This is a genomic window from Hymenobacter sp. UYP22, assembly GCF_040547285.1.
Taxonomy (GTDB): Bacteria; Bacteroidota; Bacteroidia; order Cytophagales; family Hymenobacteraceae; genus Hymenobacter.
In genome coordinates this window covers 47997-64637 of record NZ_JBEPPK010000006.1, presented here as the reverse complement: position 1 = coordinate 64637, position 16641 = coordinate 47997, and the positions used below count along the sequence as shown (strand labels likewise).

The 16641-nt window shown below is 61.0% G+C and carries 15 protein-coding genes; 8 read left to right on the top strand and 7 right to left on the bottom strand.

Annotated elements, in window-relative coordinates:
* Nucleotides 1-51 precede the first annotated feature (51 nt).
* The 5 genes from ABIB60_RS11995 to ABIB60_RS11975 form a co-directional block, all read right to left on the bottom strand.
* Entirely contained in the window at nt 52-804 is a 753-nt protein-coding gene (locus ABIB60_RS11995) for a LytR/AlgR family response regulator transcription factor (RefSeq protein ID WP_354580148.1), read from the bottom strand.
* Nucleotides 805-874: 70 nt separating this feature from the next.
* Nucleotides 875-2038: a sensor histidine kinase gene (locus ABIB60_RS11990; protein ID WP_354580146.1), complete on the bottom strand. Its 1164-nt coding sequence runs from the start codon at nt 2036-2038 to the stop codon at nt 875-877.
* On the bottom strand, nt 2016-2600 hold the full coding sequence (locus ABIB60_RS11985) for a DUF7010 family protein (protein WP_354580144.1): 585 nt from the start codon (nt 2598-2600) through the stop codon (nt 2016-2018). The genes ABIB60_RS11990 and ABIB60_RS11985 overlap by 23 nt, the downstream gene beginning before the upstream one ends.
* Before the next feature lie 69 nt (nt 2601-2669).
* Nucleotides 2670-3620, bottom strand: a complete 951-nt coding sequence (locus ABIB60_RS11980) for an alpha/beta fold hydrolase (RefSeq protein ID WP_354580143.1) — start codon at nt 3618-3620, stop codon at nt 2670-2672.
* Nucleotides 3621-3869: 249 nt separating this feature from the next.
* Nucleotides 3870-4202 carry a hypothetical protein gene (locus ABIB60_RS11975; protein ID WP_354580142.1) on the bottom strand — a complete coding sequence of 111 codons (333 nt, stop codon included), beginning with the start codon at nt 4200-4202 and terminating at the stop codon, nt 3870-3872.
* Nucleotides 4203-4389: 187 nt separating this feature from the next.
* On the opposite strand from ABIB60_RS11975, the gene ABIB60_RS11970 reads away from it, so the two are divergent.
* The gene (locus tag ABIB60_RS11970; protein WP_354580141.1) at nt 4390-4845 is read left to right on the top strand and encodes an energy transducer TonB; all 456 of its coding nucleotides are present in this window, start codon (nt 4390-4392) and stop codon (nt 4843-4845) included.
* 159 nt (nt 4846-5004) lie between these two features.
* Here the strand turns inward: ABIB60_RS11970 and ABIB60_RS11965 are convergent, their stop codons facing one another.
* Nucleotides 5005-5553: a hypothetical protein gene (locus tag ABIB60_RS11965; RefSeq protein ID WP_354580140.1), complete on the bottom strand. Its 549-nt coding sequence runs from the start codon at nt 5551-5553 to the stop codon at nt 5005-5007.
* 135 nt (nt 5554-5688) lie between these two features.
* Complete coding sequence (locus ABIB60_RS11960) at nt 5689-6507, bottom strand: hypothetical protein (protein WP_354580139.1); 819 nt, start codon at nt 6505-6507, stop codon at nt 5689-5691.
* A 70-nt stretch (nt 6508-6577) separates the two neighbouring features.
* Between ABIB60_RS11960 and ABIB60_RS11955 the strand changes: the two genes are divergently transcribed.
* The 7 genes from ABIB60_RS11955 to ABIB60_RS11925 all read left to right on the top strand — a co-directional run bounded on the left by ABIB60_RS11955 (nt 6578) and on the right by ABIB60_RS11925 (nt 16511).
* Complete coding sequence (locus ABIB60_RS11955; RefSeq protein WP_354580137.1) at nt 6578-7393, top strand: TonB family protein; 816 nt, start codon at nt 6578-6580, stop codon at nt 7391-7393.
* Between the two features lie 101 nt (nt 7394-7494).
* Nucleotides 7495-8175, top strand: a complete 681-nt coding sequence (locus tag ABIB60_RS11950) for a response regulator transcription factor (protein WP_354580136.1) — start codon at nt 7495-7497, stop codon at nt 8173-8175.
* Between the two features lie 174 nt (nt 8176-8349).
* The gene (locus tag ABIB60_RS11945) at nt 8350-9639 is read left to right on the top strand and encodes a sensor histidine kinase (RefSeq protein WP_354580135.1); all 1290 of its coding nucleotides are present in this window, start codon (nt 8350-8352) and stop codon (nt 9637-9639) included.
* Nucleotides 9640-9759: 120 nt separating this feature from the next.
* Nucleotides 9760-11094, top strand: coding sequence for an MFS transporter (locus ABIB60_RS11940; RefSeq protein ID WP_354580134.1), 1335 nt, complete (start codon nt 9760-9762; stop codon nt 11092-11094).
* A gap of 136 nt (nt 11095-11230) precedes the next feature.
* Complete coding sequence (locus ABIB60_RS11935) at nt 11231-14089, top strand: TonB-dependent receptor (protein WP_354580133.1); 2859 nt, start codon at nt 11231-11233, stop codon at nt 14087-14089.
* A 124-nt stretch (nt 14090-14213) separates the two neighbouring features.
* Nucleotides 14214-15134: an AEC family transporter gene (locus tag ABIB60_RS11930; RefSeq protein WP_354580132.1), complete on the top strand. Its 921-nt coding sequence runs from the start codon at nt 14214-14216 to the stop codon at nt 15132-15134.
* A 99-nt stretch (nt 15135-15233) separates the two neighbouring features.
* Nucleotides 15234-16511 (top strand): cation:dicarboxylate symporter family transporter, encoded by a 1278-nt coding sequence (locus ABIB60_RS11925; protein ID WP_354580131.1) that lies wholly within the window; start codon nt 15234-15236, stop codon nt 16509-16511.
* Nucleotides 16512-16641: the final 130 nt, after the last annotated feature.

Below are 16641 nucleotides of genomic sequence, written 5' to 3'. Positions count from 1 at the left end.
ACCCAAAAGGATACATCCTTTCTCAGAACCGTGCCTCGCTGGGAACCACGGCTATAAGCTCAGCATTTCCCGAAACCGTGCCGACTGTTGCCGCGACACTTCCACCTCGGGGCCACCACCGCGTAGCTTGATTTTGAGCGTATTACTAAACCAGGGCTCAATACTTTCCACCCATTTCAGGTTGATGATTTGCTGGCGGTTGGCCCGGAAAAACACGCGCGCGTCTAGGCGTTGCTCCAGGTGCTGCAACGTGCGCGGAATAAGGGGACGGTGCTGCTCGAAGTAAATTTGGGTGTAGCTGCCGTTGATTTCAAACAGCCGAATATCGGCCAGGCGCACAAACCAGCACTGTTCCCCGTCTTTCACAAACACCTGGTCCTGCTCGGTGAGCAGGGCAGGGACCGGCTCTTCCGGCTCCGGGCCGGTGGCTGGGGCCAGTGCAGAAACCGGAGCCATGAGCTTGGTACGGGCTTTGGCCAGGGCTGCCGCCAGCCGGTTTTCCTGAATGGGCTTAAGCAGGTAATCCAGGGCATTCACCTCGAAAGCCTGCAACGCATACTCATCGTAGGCGGTGGTGAAGATAACGTGCGGAGCTACATCCAGAGAGGCCAGCAACTCAAAACCCGTTTCGCCGGGCATATGAATATCCAGGAACAAAATATCGGGTTGCAGGTCCTGGAGCTGGGTGCGGGCTTCCCCGGCATGGCGGGCCTCACCCACCACCGTTACCTCCGGGAAAGCCCGCAGCAGGTGGCGCAGCTCCGTGCGGGCCAGGCGGGAATCGTCAACGAGCAGAGCATTCATACAGCGCAGCTATAAGCTAATGGAACGGAAAGTGGGTGCCGCACGCGGGTACTAGGGGAGTTGTGCAGCATCAGGAAGTGGGGTGGCCCGCTAGGGCTGTGGTGGGGGCCGGGGGAAGTTGGCGGGCCGGGAGCTGCAAGTGCGCTACCACAGTATCGGGGGCGTGAGCGTCGTTGGCGAGGTGCAGATGAGCCGCCGCTCCGAACAGTAGCTGCAGCCGCTCCCGGGCGTTGCGCACGCCCACACCCTGGTGGTTGGGGCCGGGCGCATAGCGGCCGGTGTTACGCACCGTAATGTGCAGGGTGCTGGAGTCATTGAGTTGGGCCGTGAGGTGAATGAAGCCCCCCGCCGGCCGGGGTGCCAGGCCGTGCTTAATGGCGTTTTCTACCAAGAGCTGTAGCGTCATGGGCGGAATAGAAACATCCAGGGCGGCCGGGTCTACATCCAGGGTATAACGGAGGCGCTCTTCCAGCTGCAAAGCCTCAAGTTGCAAGTAGTGCTCCACAATCTCCAGCTCCCGGCGTAAGGGCACCTGCTCCGCCGAGTTTAGCTGAATGGAGTAGCGCAGCAGGTCGGAGAGGTGGGTAATCATGTCGCGGGTGCGGGCAGGGTCCTCCATCACCAGGGCCCGGATGTTGTTGAGCCCGTTGAACATGAAGTGCGGGTTGATCTGGGCTTTGAGGGTGCGCATTTCGGCTTCGCGCACGGCAGCGGCCAGTTTCCAGGTGTTCACCTCCGCCTGCTGAGAGCGGCGCAGGTAGTGCCAGCCAAAGTAGAAGCCTACCCATAGCCAGAGCACAAAGTTGACGTTGAAGCTGTAGCCCAGAAACTGCTGCCAGCCGTACGGCTGCCCCGAAGGGGCCGGCCGAATCAGCCAGTAAATTACCAGCCAGATAATGACTTGGCTGAGCACGGCCAGTGCTAGATTAGTAGGTAGCAGCCGCAGCAGCAAGGGTAGGGGAGAGAGGTTCTGCCAGCTTCGGGCCCGCAAAAAGTACCGCAGCCCGTGAGAAATCAGGAAGAGGGTAACTACAATGGCAGCCGTTATCTTAAACGAATCAGCGGAAACTGTCCCGAAGGCCGCAAACACTACCAGGTTGAAAACTCCGTACAGCAGCCAGCCGGCTAGTTGGCAATACCAGTACAAGCGGCTGGGCGCCGGCACTCCCCCCACAATTTCCGCCTGCGCATGAGGGCGAAGCAACCCTTGGTTAGCTGGCGGTAGCAGTGGCATAGGCAAGGTGATGACGACGGTACGCTACCAGCAGCAGGCCCGCCAGCAGCAGCAAGGCGGTAGTAAGGAATGCCGGAATCAGATAGAGCTGCTCAGGGGCCAGGCGCATACCCAGCACCAGACTGCCCACGCTGATAATGCCCGCCGCCAGGGCATAAGGCGTAGTCCGGTATAGCCAAGCATACGGGAAAAAATGCGCCCCCGTAATGATGCCATACGTCATGATAAAGTGCTGAGGGTAGCGCATATACATGAATATCAGAAATGGGAAGTAAAACAGCTGGGCGAAATTAAGCACCAGGCCCAGCGGCTGCAGGGGGTTGTGCGGTAGCGTCCAGGTGGTGCGCAGCAGCTTGGAAAGCACCCAGGCCAGCGGCAGCGTAAGGGCCCCCAGAAAAAAGGTAGCAAAGCCTTTGGCGGGCACTGGCAGCGCGGTAAGCCAGATCAGGGTAATGGCTGCCCACACCACACTGGCCGCCAGAATAAAGTCAAGGCCGTTCTTTGCTTTGGTGGCCAGTTCCAGGCGAAGCAGATCAAACTGCTGGGTAATACTGGTACGCATGTAGGGTTGTGTAGGTGGGCAGGCACAATAGGCCCCCGGCCACTGCCGGGAGCCAAAGCAAAATACAGGCTATTTGGCAGCTACCGTATTCTGTTTCAGAAAAGCATCCGAAAGCTGGAAAAACCACTGCGTGTCATCATACATCAGGAAGTGCTTGCCGGCCTCCGACATTTCCACGCGGTGCTGGGGCAGCTTGGCGTATTGCTGCGTGAAGATGGCCCGGGTGCTTTCCTTGGTTGAGCCATAGGCCTTGTAGGCAGCCCAGGCTCCCAGCACCAGCACGGGCTGCTGAATCCGGGCTATATCCTGGCGTAAGTCGGTGGTGTACATATCATACATGGCCTGGGCCACGGTAGCGGGGTCCGACTGCAGAGCCCAGCGCGTTACCTGGGTAATGCGGGCGGTATCCGTTACCATTGATGCCGTCATCTGACGTTGCTGGGTGGCGTTGGCGCTGCCTTTGCTCATCTGCTGGCGCATGCCCTCAGCCATGGGCCGCACCTGCTCCACCGTGGCAGCCGGGTTCTGGATGGCCCCCATAAAGGGCAGTGAATCGACAATGACCAAGGGCCCCACGGCTTCGGGCTGGGTGCTGCTCATCCAGAGGGCCATAAACCCACCCAAGCTGTGCCCGATAACGATGGGCTTGCTGAGTCGTTGGGTTTTGATGTAGACCAGGAGTTGGTCCCGCACGTTTTGCAGCAGCTTATCGGTAGTAGCCGGGGCCTCCGTGCCCCCAAAGCCGGCCAGGCTGATGATGTGGCACTGGTACTGCTTTTGGTAGTGGGCCACGGTTTCATTCCACACGGTGCCGGGGCAGGTTAAGCCCGGAATCAGAAGGACCGGCCGGCCCTTGCCCACTACCTGCACCGTAAAGTTGGGGTGGGCAGCGGGGCTGTTGGTTGGGGTAGGGGTTAAAGCCTGCGCGGTAGTAGTGGCGGCCGTTGTACCGGGCAGCAGCATCGCAGCTGATAAGAGGAAGGCGGCACAAACGGCGCGGAGGGAAGTAGAGTAAGTCATAGCCGGGGAGGTGAGTGAGGGTTGATGAATGAATCAAACCTACTCCCTGCCCCAGGTTAATGAAACTACATTTCCGGGAACGGTAAAACCACCGGCTGAACGGCTCACCGGCAGCCCCGAACGGCAAGCACGCCGGCTAGGCGGTGTACTATGCTCGGGGAGTTAATAAGCGAAGAGAGCTGCCTATCAGGCGGCTCTCTTCGCTTATTAACTCCCCGAGCATAGTACACCGCCTAGCCGGCGTTGGCGCTAAATGATGTTGCGCAAATCCTGCCGGAGGGTCTCAATTCCGCGCCATATTTCATCTAGGGTGCCTCCCGCTTCCTGGGTAGTAGCCGGGGGCGTAGTGGCAGGCGGGTTGGCTGAAGAGGTGTGGTGCAATGCCTCTGCCAGGCGGGCCCGCTTAACTTCCAGCGCCTCGGCGTGCTGGTGGTAAGTGGCCTGGGAGCCAGCAGTGGTGGCGTTGGCGCGGTTATGCAGCGTTTTGATTTTGGTATCCAGTTCCGTGAGAGCCTGGTGCAGATTTTCGGCACTGAGGTTAGCCGGAACCCGCATGTGGTCGGGGGTGGGAGTGGTAGCCATACAAACAGAAGAGTAAAAACAACCCGTGAAAGACAAATACCCTGGCTCTGTGTACCGCCCGGAGCGGAAAAAGGATGCAGCCTATGTTACCAACAATTCAACAATGTAAGCATAACATTACGCTTACCTGTCGGGCTTACCTATCCGCTAGCTTTGGCGCATCTGCTAGATAACCAGCTCCTCCGCTATGCGCCAACTGTTACTCACGCTACTTGTCGCACTTCTGCCCCTGGCCTGTATCCAGGCACAGGCACACACCGTTTCCCTGGAGGATAGCACGCCCGCCAGCCTGGCCGGTACCAGCAGCCCAACTCCCGCCGCCCCGCCAGTATACCACACGGCCGACGAAATGCCCAGCTTTCCTGGGGGAGCGGAGGCGTTTCAAAAGTTTCTGCGCAAAGAGCTGCACTACCCCGATGCCGCCTTGCGTAGCGGAATTTCGGGCCGGGTATTCGTGCGGTTTATTATTACGGCGGAAGGCCGTATCCGCGACGCGGAAGTGGTAAAAGGCCTGGGCAGCGGCCTCGATGAAGAGGCCCTGCGCCTAGTGCGCATCATGCCTTGGTGGACGCCCGGCCGGGTAAGCGGGCAACCCGTCTGGATGTCGTACACCATGCCCATCATTTTCCGCGCCCTGGACTGAGTTGGGGCTGAGGTGAGTGTCGGTAGGTAACGGGTAAAAAACGTCATGCAGAGGCGCAGCCGAAGCATCTCGCGTGGTGCTGTCAAGGTCACTTTGGCAACGTCAGCGGGCGAGATTCCTCGCGTTGCTCGGAATGACGTACCCACCTGTTGCCTGTTTCTACCAGCTCATCGGTACGCCCAACTCCCGGGCTAATGGAGCCGCCGCCGAGGCGTAAAGGAGTGGCAGCAATTCATTGGCGGCCGGGTTGAACTCCACCCGGTAGTCTTCGTGGAGCTTTTCGATGGCCTTGAGCACTTCCTGGGTGCGTTTGGCCAAGTGCTGGAGCAGCGGCTGGGTGGGACCGTGCAGACGGCCGGTTGCCGCCGGCTGGTGCCGCAGCACGTTGGTGAGCAGGCGCAGCGTCAACTCAATTTCACCCAGGGTATCACCGGTGATTTTGGCGTGGTAGGCCAAGCGCTGCTGCAGTTGGCGGGTGATGTGCAGCAGGTCGTTGGGGGTTTGGTGGAAGCCGCGCACGGGGTCGTCTACCTGCTGGCGCAGGCGGTGGCGCCGCTCCTCCAGGGCATCGTCGCCTTCCAGCAGGCGGTAGGTGAGTTGTTCCACCAGTGTAGCATCCTGGGCCACCAGGCGGGCCAGCAACTGGTCTTTTTCTTTGGCAGGAAGGCTGAACAGGGCTTTGCGAAGGTCGGGAGAAAGGGCGGGCATGAGCAGAAATAGGGGAGGAAACCAGAGCGTATTAAGTAACGCAAAAAACGCCCGTTTGGCTCCCGCAGCTTTATTCTTGCTTCCGTACTCAGCCACTACTACGCCTGCCAAGCCGAACTAGCCGCTCCCATAGCCTTATTGTTGCTTCCGTACACGCTGCCGCAGCCACCAGAACAGCCGCTTCGGGGCTTGCACTACTCGCTGGGCCGGGGAGGGTTGTACCATCATAACGGAGCTGATTCCACCAGACCAACTCTGCTGGCGCATTTGCGGGGCTTCTACTTCCTTCCGAACCACTGGCAATTGCACCGCTCCACGTTGCATCGGGACGGCCAGGGTGCCGTGAAGGCTATGTTCTGCCAGCAACTCGTCAACCACGCGGTAGCCCGGCACCTGCACCACCAGCCGCAGCGAATCGGTAGCGGGTACCGTGAGCCGAGCGGTACCATCGGCTTCGGCCTGCATGCTGAGCAGCTGAGCCCCGGCCCGCCACAGCTGTACCTGCGCGAAACCCAGCCCTTGCCCGGTAGCCGGATCATACACCCGCAGCTGCAACGTAGCCGGCCGGCTACGGGCGGCCGGGGCTACGGCAGCCGGCGCGGGCGGTAGTGCACGGGCCAGCAAAGGAGAAGCGGCCAGCAGCGGCAGCCCCAGCGCCGCCAACCACCGCCGGGCGTTGCGCAACTGCGGCCAGTACGGCCAGTTCAGCCCTGCTACCGTTGCTTCGGCATGGCGGCGACTTTCAGCCAGAACCTGCGCCGGAATGCGGCCGCACACGCTTCCGCCGGGAGCCTGGCGGACGATGTGGAGGATATCGGCCGGGGCCATATCGGTGAAATCCAGTACTTCCTTGCGGCAGGCCTGGCAGAAGCGGCCCCGCTCGGTGGGCGTCATGAGTTGCCAGTCTTCGTGGCAGGGCTGAGGAATGGTGAGGTAGTAGGAAGAATTTGCCATCTGCTCGGTGTGGAATGGAAGTGGGTTGGGCATCTACTGGCTACTGATGCCACCTTCAACCCAATTCCATATGCCTCGTCTTCTATTTTTTGCCGGTAGCCTGCTGCTGTTTCTGCTGACTCTCACGCCCAGCCGCGCCCAGCCCGCCGCCCGCACGTACTACACCAGCACTGGCCGCCGCACCCTTGCTCCCGACTCGGCTGCTACCTATACCGTGGTGCGCCGCCAAGGCGCCGGCGGTACCATCACCACGTATCAACCCAACGGCTGCCGCATGCACCAGGAGCAGTACAGCCAGCTTCGGGCAGGGCAGCGGCACGGATTCAGCACCGAATGGAATGCCGCCACCGGCCGGCGCGTGGCCCGCTACCCCTACCAGCACGGAAAACTGCAAGGCATCGTGCAGGCATGGTATCCCAGTGGGCGGCCACACTGGCAACTAGCCTATCAAAATAGTCAGCGACACGGAGCACTGCGGGCCTGGTACCCCTCGGGTCGCCTCATGCGCCTGGAAACCTACCGGAACGGCCAGCCCACCACTAGCCGTTGCTACACCCGGGCCGGCCGGGATACCGCGTGGTTTGCCTTTGAGCGGCCCGCTCAATTTGTGGGCGGCGACCAGGCCTTGCGCACCTGGCTCACGCGCAACCTGCGCTACCCCGCCAGCGACCTGCGCAACCAGGTGGAGGGCATTGTGCGGGTGCGGTTTGTGCTAGATAAACAGGGGCGGGTACAGAAGCCGGAAGTCATTAAAGGAATCAGTAGTAGCACAGATACGGAAGTGTTGCGCCTGCTGAAAATTATGCCCGCCTGGCAACCGGCCGTGGTGGCGGGCCGGGCAGTGGCCGTGCCGTATGAGCTGCCGGTGGAGTTCCGGATTCTGTAGCGCAACTGTACGAAAACATGGTATAGTCGAGCTTTTCAATATTTTTACCGGTACCCACCTCAGGTTCCGGTTTGCGGGCCGGAGCCACCGTTTGCCCCAGTATGAAAATTCTGTTGATTGAGGACCACCCCGAGCTAGCCCGCAGTATTGCCGGGTACCTGGTGCAGGAGCACTACATCTGCGAGGTGGCCGCCACCTTCGATGAGGCCCGCGAGAAGCTCGTGCTGTTCACCTATGATGTGGTGCTACTGGATATTATGCTGCCCGACGGCAACGGCATCAACCTGCTCAAGCTGCTGCGGAAAGATGGGGTGGAAAGCAGCGTGATTATCATCTCGGCCCAGAATGCGCTGGATTTCAAACTCACCGGCCTCAGCGAAGGTGCCGACGACTACATCACCAAGCCCTTTCCGCTACCCGAGCTGCACGCCCGCATCAAGGCCATCATGCGCCGCCGCAGCCCCCAGAAAAACAACATCCTCACATTCCAGAATATCACGGCCGACCTCGACTCCCTGGAGTGCCGGGTGGGAGGGAAGCTGCTCAACCTCACACGCAAGGAAACCAACCTGCTGCTCTACTTCATCAACAACAAAGGCCGCATGCTGAGCCGCCAGGCCATTGCCGCCCACCTCTGGGGCGACTACACCGACAACCTCGACAGCGTGGACTTTGTGTACCAGCACGTGAAAAACCTACGCAAGAAAATTACCGACGTCGGCGGCCAGGACTACATCAGCACCGTCTACGGCCTCGGCTATAAGCTCAACGCCCCGGAATGAGGTGAGATGGTGAAGTGGTGAACTTGTGAGTTTGACGTTATGTCGGCGCAGTTAGCCTGAAGTCCATGTTGGTACTACCTAAAAAACAACGCCGCTAGAACGCCAGCCGCGCATTTCGCGCCTCCCGCGTCACTAGAACAATAATTCACCATTTCACAAGTTCACCTTTGCCCCATGAAGCTTAATTACCGCTATACCATTGCCTACGCGGTAATTACGCTGTTTGTGCTGGCCGTGGGGTTTACCATTGTGTACGGGGCCATGTCGCGCAGCGTCACGCAGACCACCATTGGCAAGCTGCGCCACCTCAACGCCACGGTGGGCCGCCAGCTGGCGAGCGGCCTCGATTATTCAACCCATCCGGCCCGGGCCCAGGTGCAGATTCAGCGCCTGACCCCCGCCGATACGGCCACCCACGACCAGCAGGTGCGGGTGCGCGAGGAGTGGGTGCCTGCCCTGCAGTCGACAGCCAGCGTAGTGCGGCTCACCACCTACCCGCGCATTAACGGGCAGCGCTACGGTATCACCAGCCAAGCTGTGGTGGTTATTCCCAGCGACGAATACCTGACCGGCATCATGCTAGTATTTGCCTGGACGTTCGTGTTCTTGCTGGCGCTGGTGGTTATTCTGAGTGAGGTAATTTCTTGGTACATTCTTAAGCCCTTCAATGCCTTGCTGCGGGGTATCGAGCGGTTTCAGCTCAGCCAGAAAACTACCATTAGCCTGCAGCCCAGCCGCACGCTGGAGTTCAACGTGCTCAACGAGTTCCTGATGAAGATGACCCGGCAGGCCCAGCGCGACTACCAGGGCCTGCAGGAGTTTTCGGAAAACGCCTCCCACGAGCTCCAAACGCCCATTGCCAGCATGAAGGCCCAGGTAGAGCTGCTCATGGACTCGGAGCTGACCCAGAAGCAGTTGCTCATGCTCACCGGCATCCACGACCAGCTGGAGCGCCTGGCTAAAATCAACCAGGCACTAACATTGCTAGCCAAGTTGGAGCACTACGAGGCGCACCCGGCCCCGCTTTCTGACCTGAGCCACTTGGTGCCTGCTACTGAGGCTACCTTCGCCGACCTGGCCGAAATGAAGGGCCTGCGTACCACCCAGCGCGTGGCGGCCGGCGTGCGCGTGCCCCTGGATGAAGCCCTGGCCCAGCTGCTGCTGAATAACCTGTTCAGCAACGCCATCCGCCACAACCTGCCGGGCGGCGAAATTGTGGTGACGCTCACGCCGGCGGCGCTGGAGTTGCGCAACACCGGCCTGCCGCCCTTGCTGCCGGTAGCCGAGCTGTTCGGGCGCTTCAAAAAGGGCAACGCCGCCCTCGATTCTATTGGGATTGGCCTGGCCATTGTGCAGCGCATCGGGGCGCTGTATCATCACCAGCTGGCCTACACATTTGCCGATGGGTGGCACTGCCTGCGGGTAGAATTTGCCCCGCCTACTGCGGCCGTTGAGGCGGGATAGTAAATTTCATACTCCCCATAAGGTTTCTATAAAATTCCTTCAAAATCGGGTTGTTCATTTGAATCAAGTCAGCCGGATACGCGGGCTGACCTAATTCTCCCACCCCCGATACTCCCCGCCATGGTCCTGCTCGCTCCACCCGTTGCCGCTGCTGCCCCCGAGCAGATTTCGCGGCGCCGGTTGCGGGCCATTTTCAGCGGCTCGGTAGGCAACCTAGTGGAGTGGTACGACTGGTACGTTTTCTCGGCGTTTTCCCTCTACTTCTCGGCCTCCTTCTTCCCCTCCGGCGACACCACGGCCCAACTGCTGCAAACGGCCGGCATCTTCGCCCTGGGCTTTTTGATGCGGCCCATCGGGGGCTGGATGTTCGGACGCATTGCCGATAAAGTGGGCCGCAAGCAGTCCATGACCCTGTCGGTGCTGCTGATGTCGTTGGGTTCCTTGCTGATTGCTCTCACGCCTACTTACCAAACCGTGGGCATCGTGGCGCCCATTCTGCTACTCACGGCCCGGCTGCTGCAAGGCCTAAGCGTGGGCGGGGAGTACGGCGTATCGGCCACGTACCTAAGCGAAATGGCTACTCGCCGCCGCCGGGGCTTTTACTCCAGCTTTCTGTATTTCACCCTCATTGGGGCCCAACTGCTGGCTTTAGGTATTCAATTGGTGCTGCTAAAGGTGTTGCTCACCGAGGCTGAGCTGCTGGCCTGGGGCTGGCGCATCCCGTTCGTAGTGGGGGCGTTGCTTTCGGTAGTAGCCCTGTATCTGCGCCACAACCTCGATGAGACGGCCCCCTTTGTGGCCCAGCAGCCGGAAGGGGAGGAGCGACGCGGCAGCCTGCAGTTGCTACGCCGCTACCCCCGCTCGGTGTTCAAGGTGATTGGCCTCACGGTGGGCGGCACGCTGGCTTTCTACACGCTGACTACCTACATGCAGAAGTTTCTGGTGAATACGGCCCACATGACCCGGAGTGCGGCCACCAACACCTGCTTTCTGGCATTACTAGGCTTTGCGGCCATGCAGCCCTTGTTTGGTGCGCTTGCTGACCGAATTGGCCGGCGGCCTTTGCTCATTGGGTTTGGGTTGCTGGGCGCGCTGGGCAGCGTACCCCTGCTCACGGCTCTGAGCCGTGTAACGCACCCTGCCCCGGCGCTGGGGCTGCTGCTGCTGGCCTCGTTGGTGGTTAGTGGCTACACCAGTATCAGCGCGGTGGTAAAGTCGGAGCTGTTTCCGGTGCAGGTACGGGCCCTGGGCATCGGCTTACCCCATGCCCTCACGGTGGCGGTATTCGGAGGCACGGCCGAATACATTGCCCTCTGGTGTAAGGGCATCGGCCACGAAGCCTACTTCTACTGGTACGTAGCCGGCTGCATAGCTATTTCCCTGCTGGTGAGCCTGCTGATGACGGAAACCCAGCACACCTCCTTTCACGACCTCGACGGCCCGCCCCAGGCCTGAATCCGGCCCCAATAGGCTAATGGAAAGCTTTTCTGCCTTTCCTACACGCTCAATTTTTGCTCTGCTTTCCGGCTCCCCAGGCCGGTGTGGAAGCCTGTTTTCTGCTCTTTCCCTAACCCCAAAATTCCCCCTACACATGACCTCTCCTTTACGCTTCTTCTCTACCCCCCTGCGGCGGCCCCTGCGCCCGGGACAGGCATTGTTTCTACTGCTGGCCCTGCCCGGCGCGGCGGCAGCTCATGGGCTGGCGCTGCCCACAACCACGGAACTAAGTAGCTCGGTGGCTGGCCCCATAAAAGGCCGTATTACCGGGCCTGATGGAGCCGGCATACCCGGTGCCACCGTGGTAGAAGTAGGAGCCACCAATGGCACCAGCACCGATGCCGACGGCAACTTCTCGCTCAACGTGAAACCCGGCGCCACGCTGGCAATTTCGGCCATTGGCTTTAAAGCGCAGCAGATAACGGTGGGTCAGCGCACAACCATTGATGTACGCCTGGAAACCAGCACTACCGATTTGGGCGACGTAACCGTTGTCGGTTCCCGCGGCCTGCCCCGCACTGACGTGGAGCGCCCCATGCCCGTGGACGTGCTCAACGCCAAGGACCTGCAGCTCACCGGCCAGACCGACCTGGGCCAGCAGGTGCAATTCAATTCGCCCTCGTTCAACTCGGCCAAAACCGGCGTGAACGGCGTGGCCAACTACGCCGACCCGGCCTCCCTGCGCGGCCTCTCGCCCGACCAGGTGCTGGTGCTGGTGGATGGCAAGCGCCGCCACCAGTTTTCGGCCCTGAACCTGAACGTGACGGTGGGCTCGGGTACGGTGGTAACCGATTTGAACTCCATTCCGGCCCTGGCTATTGAGCGGATTGAGGTGCTGCGCGACGGCGCGGCGGCCCAGTACGGCTCCGACGCCATTGCCGGCGTTATTAACCTGGGGCTGAACCGCAGCACCGGCGTGGCTACCGTCAAAACCCAGTTTGGTATTACCCAGGAAGGCGACGGGGCCCAGTACCTGGCCGGGGCCAACTACGGCCTGAAGCTGGGCAAGACGAACCCCGGGTACCTCAACCTGACGCTGCAGTACCAGCACCAGGGCCAGACCAACCGCTCCGACAACTACGTGGGCGGCATCTACACGGCTTTCCCGGCCCTGCCCGCCCAGCCCACCGCCGCCCAGATTGAGGCCGAAAACAACGCCCGTGCCCGAGCCGGGGTGTACCCAGCCGTGGGCCAGCCCCTGCGAGTGGGCGTGTACGGCAGCAACAAGGCCGACATCTACCAGGGCTTCTACAACCTGGGCCTGCCGGTGGGTGGCTCGGGCTGGACGGTGTACAGCTTCGGCGGGGCGTCGCGCAAGAATATTCTGGCCTATGGCTTCTTTCGCAATGCCCAGCCCAACAACGTGAACTACAGCCCCGTGCAGCCCAACGGCTACCTGCCCGAGCTGCCCGGCCGCTCCGACGACTACTCGGCCGTGGTGGGCTTAAGCCGCAAGGTGGCGGGGCAGTGGAACCTCGACTTCAGCACCGGCTACGGCTACAACTACCTCGACCTGAACGCCAACAACACGGCCAACCCCTCCATGGGTGCCGACTCACCAACAGACTTCTACGTGGGCCGCAGCGCCTTCGGGCAGAGTACCAGCGAGGTGAACGTGTCGCGCAATTACCTGGACCGGTTTGGGGTGAAATCCTTTAACGTGGCCTTCGGCGGACAATTCCGCGTCGACCGGTTCCAGCTGGAGCGGGGCAGCCCGGAGTCGTACTTCGTGGGGCCGTTTGCCCTGGCTGCTCCGGCCACGCCTACCTCGCCGGCCCGCACGGCCAAGGCTCCTGGCTCCAGTGGCCGTCCCGGCATTGCGCCCGAGGATGAAACCAACACCACCCGCCGCAACGTGGGTGTGTACGTGGACGTGGAAAGCGACATTACCGCCCGTTTGCTGCTGACTTCGGCCCTGCGCTACGAAAACTACTCCGACTTCGGCTCCAACCTCTCGGGCAAGCTCGCCAGCCGCTTCAAGGTGACGGAAAATATTTCCCTGCGCGGCTCCATCAATCGGGGCTTCCGGGCACCTTCGCTGCAGCAGATTTACAATAGCGTAACGACTTCCACCGTGCAGGCCGGGGCCATTGTGCAAACCAAGCAGCTGCGCAACAACGACCCGCGCCTGAAGCCCCTGGGCGTGGCCGACCCCAAGGCCGAAACCTCCTGGAACTACAGCGTAGGGGCAGCCGTGCAGGCCGGCAACAACCTGCTCTTCACCGTGGATGCCTACCAAATTGATATTAAGGACCGCATCATCAACAGTGAGCGACTCATCAAATCCGATATCAAGGCTCTGCAAACCTCGGACTTTGCCAACATCAGCGAGATTCGCTTCTTCACCAACGCCATCAACACCCGCACCCGCGGCGTGGACTTGGTGTCGACCTACAAAACTGAAATGGGGGAGAAGCAGCGCCTGACGGCCAGCCTGGCCCTGACGTTTAACGCCACCAACATCGTCTCGACAGCGGCCACCCCGGCTGCTCTGCAGGCCGGCACTGCCAAGCCGATTCTGCTGATTGACACGGTGAGCATCGGGCTGATTGAGCGGGCCCAGCCCCGGCAGAAAATTCTGCTCTCGGCTACCTACCAAGTGGGTAAGTTCAGCATCACGCCCCGGGCCACGTACTTCGGCTCCGTGGTAGCCTACGAGAAGCCGGCCAACCGCACCGTGACTACCAACGGTGTTACCACCGTCATCTACGTACCTCACATCAGCCAGAAGTTCGGCGGTAAAACCCTGTTCGACCTCTCGGCCGTGTACACTCCCAGCGAAAAGGTATCGATTACGCTGGGAGCCAACAACCTGACCAACGTGTACCCCGACCGGGTGGATTCCAGCCGCTTTGCCAGCTACTCCAACGGCGAAATTCCCTACTCCCGCAACGTGGCCCAGTTCGGCTTCAATGGGGCCTACTACTACACCAACGTGACGCTGACCTTCTAGGTCGGCGCCTGGGGCTGCCGGACGAGGCAGACTAGCAGACTTGGCTTTATAGCTGCAACGAGTTCAACCTGCTATCCGGCCAGTCTGGCGGCCCCTTCACGTTTGCGTTATCTACTTTGCCTGCATGACCAACCTGCTGCTGCTGCTTGTGTGCCTCTTGCTGGGTGCCTGGCTGCGCTGGCGGCAGGCCGTGCCAGCGGGTACGGCCGGGGTGCTTAATCAGCTGCTGGTGCTGGTGTTCATGCCCGCCCTCACGTTTCTGCACCTCGCCGACGCCCGCCTTGACCGGCATTTCCTGCTGCCCGTGCTGGCTCCCTGGCTGTTGTTTGGAATGAGTTGGCTGCTGTTCGGCACGCTGGGTCCGCGGCTGGGGCTGAGCCGGGGCACGGTGGGCGCGCTCATCATCACGGCGGGCATCAGCAGCACTTCTTTTGTGGGGTTTCCTATTTTCGAGCTGCTGTACGGGCCGGCGGGGTTGGAACTGGGTATTATGATGAGCCAGGCGGGCTCGTTTCTGATTGGCGTGACGCTGGGCGTGGCCGTGGCCGCGTGGTACGGCTCGGCGGAGCCCTCCTGGCGGAATATGGCCGGTACGGTGCTGCGCTTTCCGCCCTTCGTGGCGTTTGTGCTGGCGCTGGGAGCCAACGCTGCTGGCTACCGACACCCGGAACTGGTGCGCGGCGTGCTGGAAAAGCTTAGTGCCCCGTTTTCGGTGGTAGCCCTACTGTCGGTGGGGCTGCAACTCAACCTGCGTGTGCCCCGACCTTTACGCCGGGCCCTGGCGCTGGGGCTTACGTACAAGCTGCTGCTGGCACCGTTGCTCATCTTTGGTCTGTACCACAGCCTGGGCGCGCAACCCGGCCGGGTAGTAGATTTGTGCGTGCTGGGCGCGGCCATCGGGCCCATGAACACGGCCGCCGTGGTGGCGGACCGCTACGGTCTCAACCCGCCGCTGGCGGCGCAAATGGTGGGTCTGGGCATTCCGCTCTCGTTGCCCCTGCTAGCTTTGCTGGCCTGGTGGCTGGGGGCAGTCGGAGCTCACTAGCACTCTTTTCTTGACACTTTTTCCGGCCCCGGGGGGTACACTCAACTAGCCACACCCTGTTCTTGGCGCCGTTTGCCGCCGGGTTTCCCCGATTCTATCATGAAAAAAATTGTTTCTAACCTGACGTTCTGGGTGCTGACGGCCATTGTGGCCGGGGCCTTGCTGGGCCATTTTGCCCCGGCCACTGCCGTGCGCATGGATGTGCTGGGCAAAGGCTTCATCAGCGTCGTCAAGCTCTTTATCAACCCCATCATCTTTCTCACTATTGTGCTGGGCATCAGTAGCATGGGCGACCTGAAAAAGGTGGGACGGATTGGGGGCAAGGCGCTGCTCTACTTCGAAGTAGTCACCACATTGGCGCTGCTCATTGGCGTGGGCGTGGCCTACCTCATCCGGCCCGGCGACGGGGTGAGCACCGGCAAGCTCAACGGGCAGGCTATTGGCGAGTTTACTCAGCGGGCCGGGGAGTTCAGCTGGTTACACTTTCTGGCCGATAACTTCACGCTGCAGGTGTTGCTGGTATCCATTGTGCTGGGTATGGTGCTGAGCCGCTACGCCGGCCGCCAGCCCATCATCGACCGGCTGAGCTGGGCCTCGAAGTACGTGTTCCGGGGCCTGCACCTGGTGATGTTGTTTGCGCCCATCGGGGCATTTGGGGGTATGGCCTACACCATTGGCAAATATGGCATTGCCACGCTGCTGCCGCTGGCCAAGCTCATGGCTACGGTGTACATCACCTGCGGGCTGTTCGTGTTTCTGGTGCTGGGGGCCATTCTGCGCTACTGCCGGGTGAGTATCCTGGCGTTTCTGGGCTACATCAAGGAAGAGCTGCTGATTGTGCTGGGTACTTCGTCCTCGGAAGCGGGGCTGCCGGGGCTAATGGAAAAGCTGGAGCGCCTGGGCTGCGCCAAGCCCGTGGTAGGGCTGGTGGTGCCGGCCGGCTACTCCTTCAACCTCGATGGGACTACTATCTACCTCTCGCTGGCCACCATCTTCCTGGCGCAGGTATTCGGGGTAGAGCTAACCGGGGCCCAGATGCTGACCATCGTGGGCATTCTGATGGTGACCAGTAAGGGCGCGGCCGGGGTAACCGGTTCGGGCTTTGTGGTGCTGGCCAGTACGCTCACGGCCGTGAAAGTTATTCCGGTAGAAGGGCTGGCCCTACTGCTAGGTGTTGACCGGTTTATGAGTGAAGCTCGTTCCCTGACCAATTTCGTAGGCAACGGCGTGGCCACCATTTTCCTCTCCCACAACGAAGGTGCCCTCGACCATGCCCAGCTCACCCGCGTGCTCAGCGGCGAACAACCCGCCGAAGCCGAGGAGCCGTTGTCGGTTTCATTGCCGGCTGCCTCTGAGCACCTGTACCCGCACAAATGATACGGTTCCGGTCCGGCGGGCGCAGCCCGTCGGGCCGGTTGCCGGTAGCTGATGTTGTTCCGTCGTTGGGCGGGTGTCAGCATGCAACAACCGGCCCGACGGGCTACGCCCGCCGGACCGGAGCCTTTCC

Coding starts and splice junctions, on each gene's coding strand:
- ABIB60_RS11940 (WP_354580134.1), top strand. CDS start 9,760: ATGGTCCTGCTCGCTCCACCCGTTGCCGCTGCTGCCCCCGAGCAGATT.
- ABIB60_RS11980 (WP_354580143.1), bottom strand. CDS start 3,620: ATGACTTACTCTACTTCCCTCCGCGCCGTTTGTGCCGCCTTCCTCTTA.
- ABIB60_RS11995 (WP_354580148.1), bottom strand. CDS start 804: ATGAATGCTCTGCTCGTTGACGATTCCCGCCTGGCCCGCACGGAGCTG.
- ABIB60_RS11945 (WP_354580135.1), top strand. CDS start 8,350: ATGAAGCTTAATTACCGCTATACCATTGCCTACGCGGTAATTACGCTG.
- ABIB60_RS11965 (WP_354580140.1), bottom strand. CDS start 5,553: ATGCCCGCCCTTTCTCCCGACCTTCGCAAAGCCCTGTTCAGCCTTCCT.
- ABIB60_RS11970 (WP_354580141.1), top strand. CDS start 4,390: ATGCGCCAACTGTTACTCACGCTACTTGTCGCACTTCTGCCCCTGGCC.
- ABIB60_RS11975 (WP_354580142.1), bottom strand. CDS start 4,202: ATGGCTACCACTCCCACCCCCGACCACATGCGGGTTCCGGCTAACCTC.
- ABIB60_RS11935 (WP_354580133.1), top strand. CDS start 11,231: ATGACCTCTCCTTTACGCTTCTTCTCTACCCCCCTGCGGCGGCCCCTG.
- ABIB60_RS11955 (WP_354580137.1), top strand. CDS start 6,578: ATGCCTCGTCTTCTATTTTTTGCCGGTAGCCTGCTGCTGTTTCTGCTG.
- ABIB60_RS11930 (WP_354580132.1), top strand. CDS start 14,214: ATGACCAACCTGCTGCTGCTGCTTGTGTGCCTCTTGCTGGGTGCCTGG.
- ABIB60_RS11960 (WP_354580139.1), bottom strand. CDS start 6,507: ATGGCAAATTCTTCCTACTACCTCACCATTCCTCAGCCCTGCCACGAA.
- ABIB60_RS11990 (WP_354580146.1), bottom strand. CDS start 2,038: ATGCCACTGCTACCGCCAGCTAACCAAGGGTTGCTTCGCCCTCATGCG.
- ABIB60_RS11950 (WP_354580136.1), top strand. CDS start 7,495: ATGAAAATTCTGTTGATTGAGGACCACCCCGAGCTAGCCCGCAGTATT.
- ABIB60_RS11985 (WP_354580144.1), bottom strand. CDS start 2,600: ATGCGTACCAGTATTACCCAGCAGTTTGATCTGCTTCGCCTGGAACTG.
- ABIB60_RS11925 (WP_354580131.1), top strand. CDS start 15,234: ATGAAAAAAATTGTTTCTAACCTGACGTTCTGGGTGCTGACGGCCATT.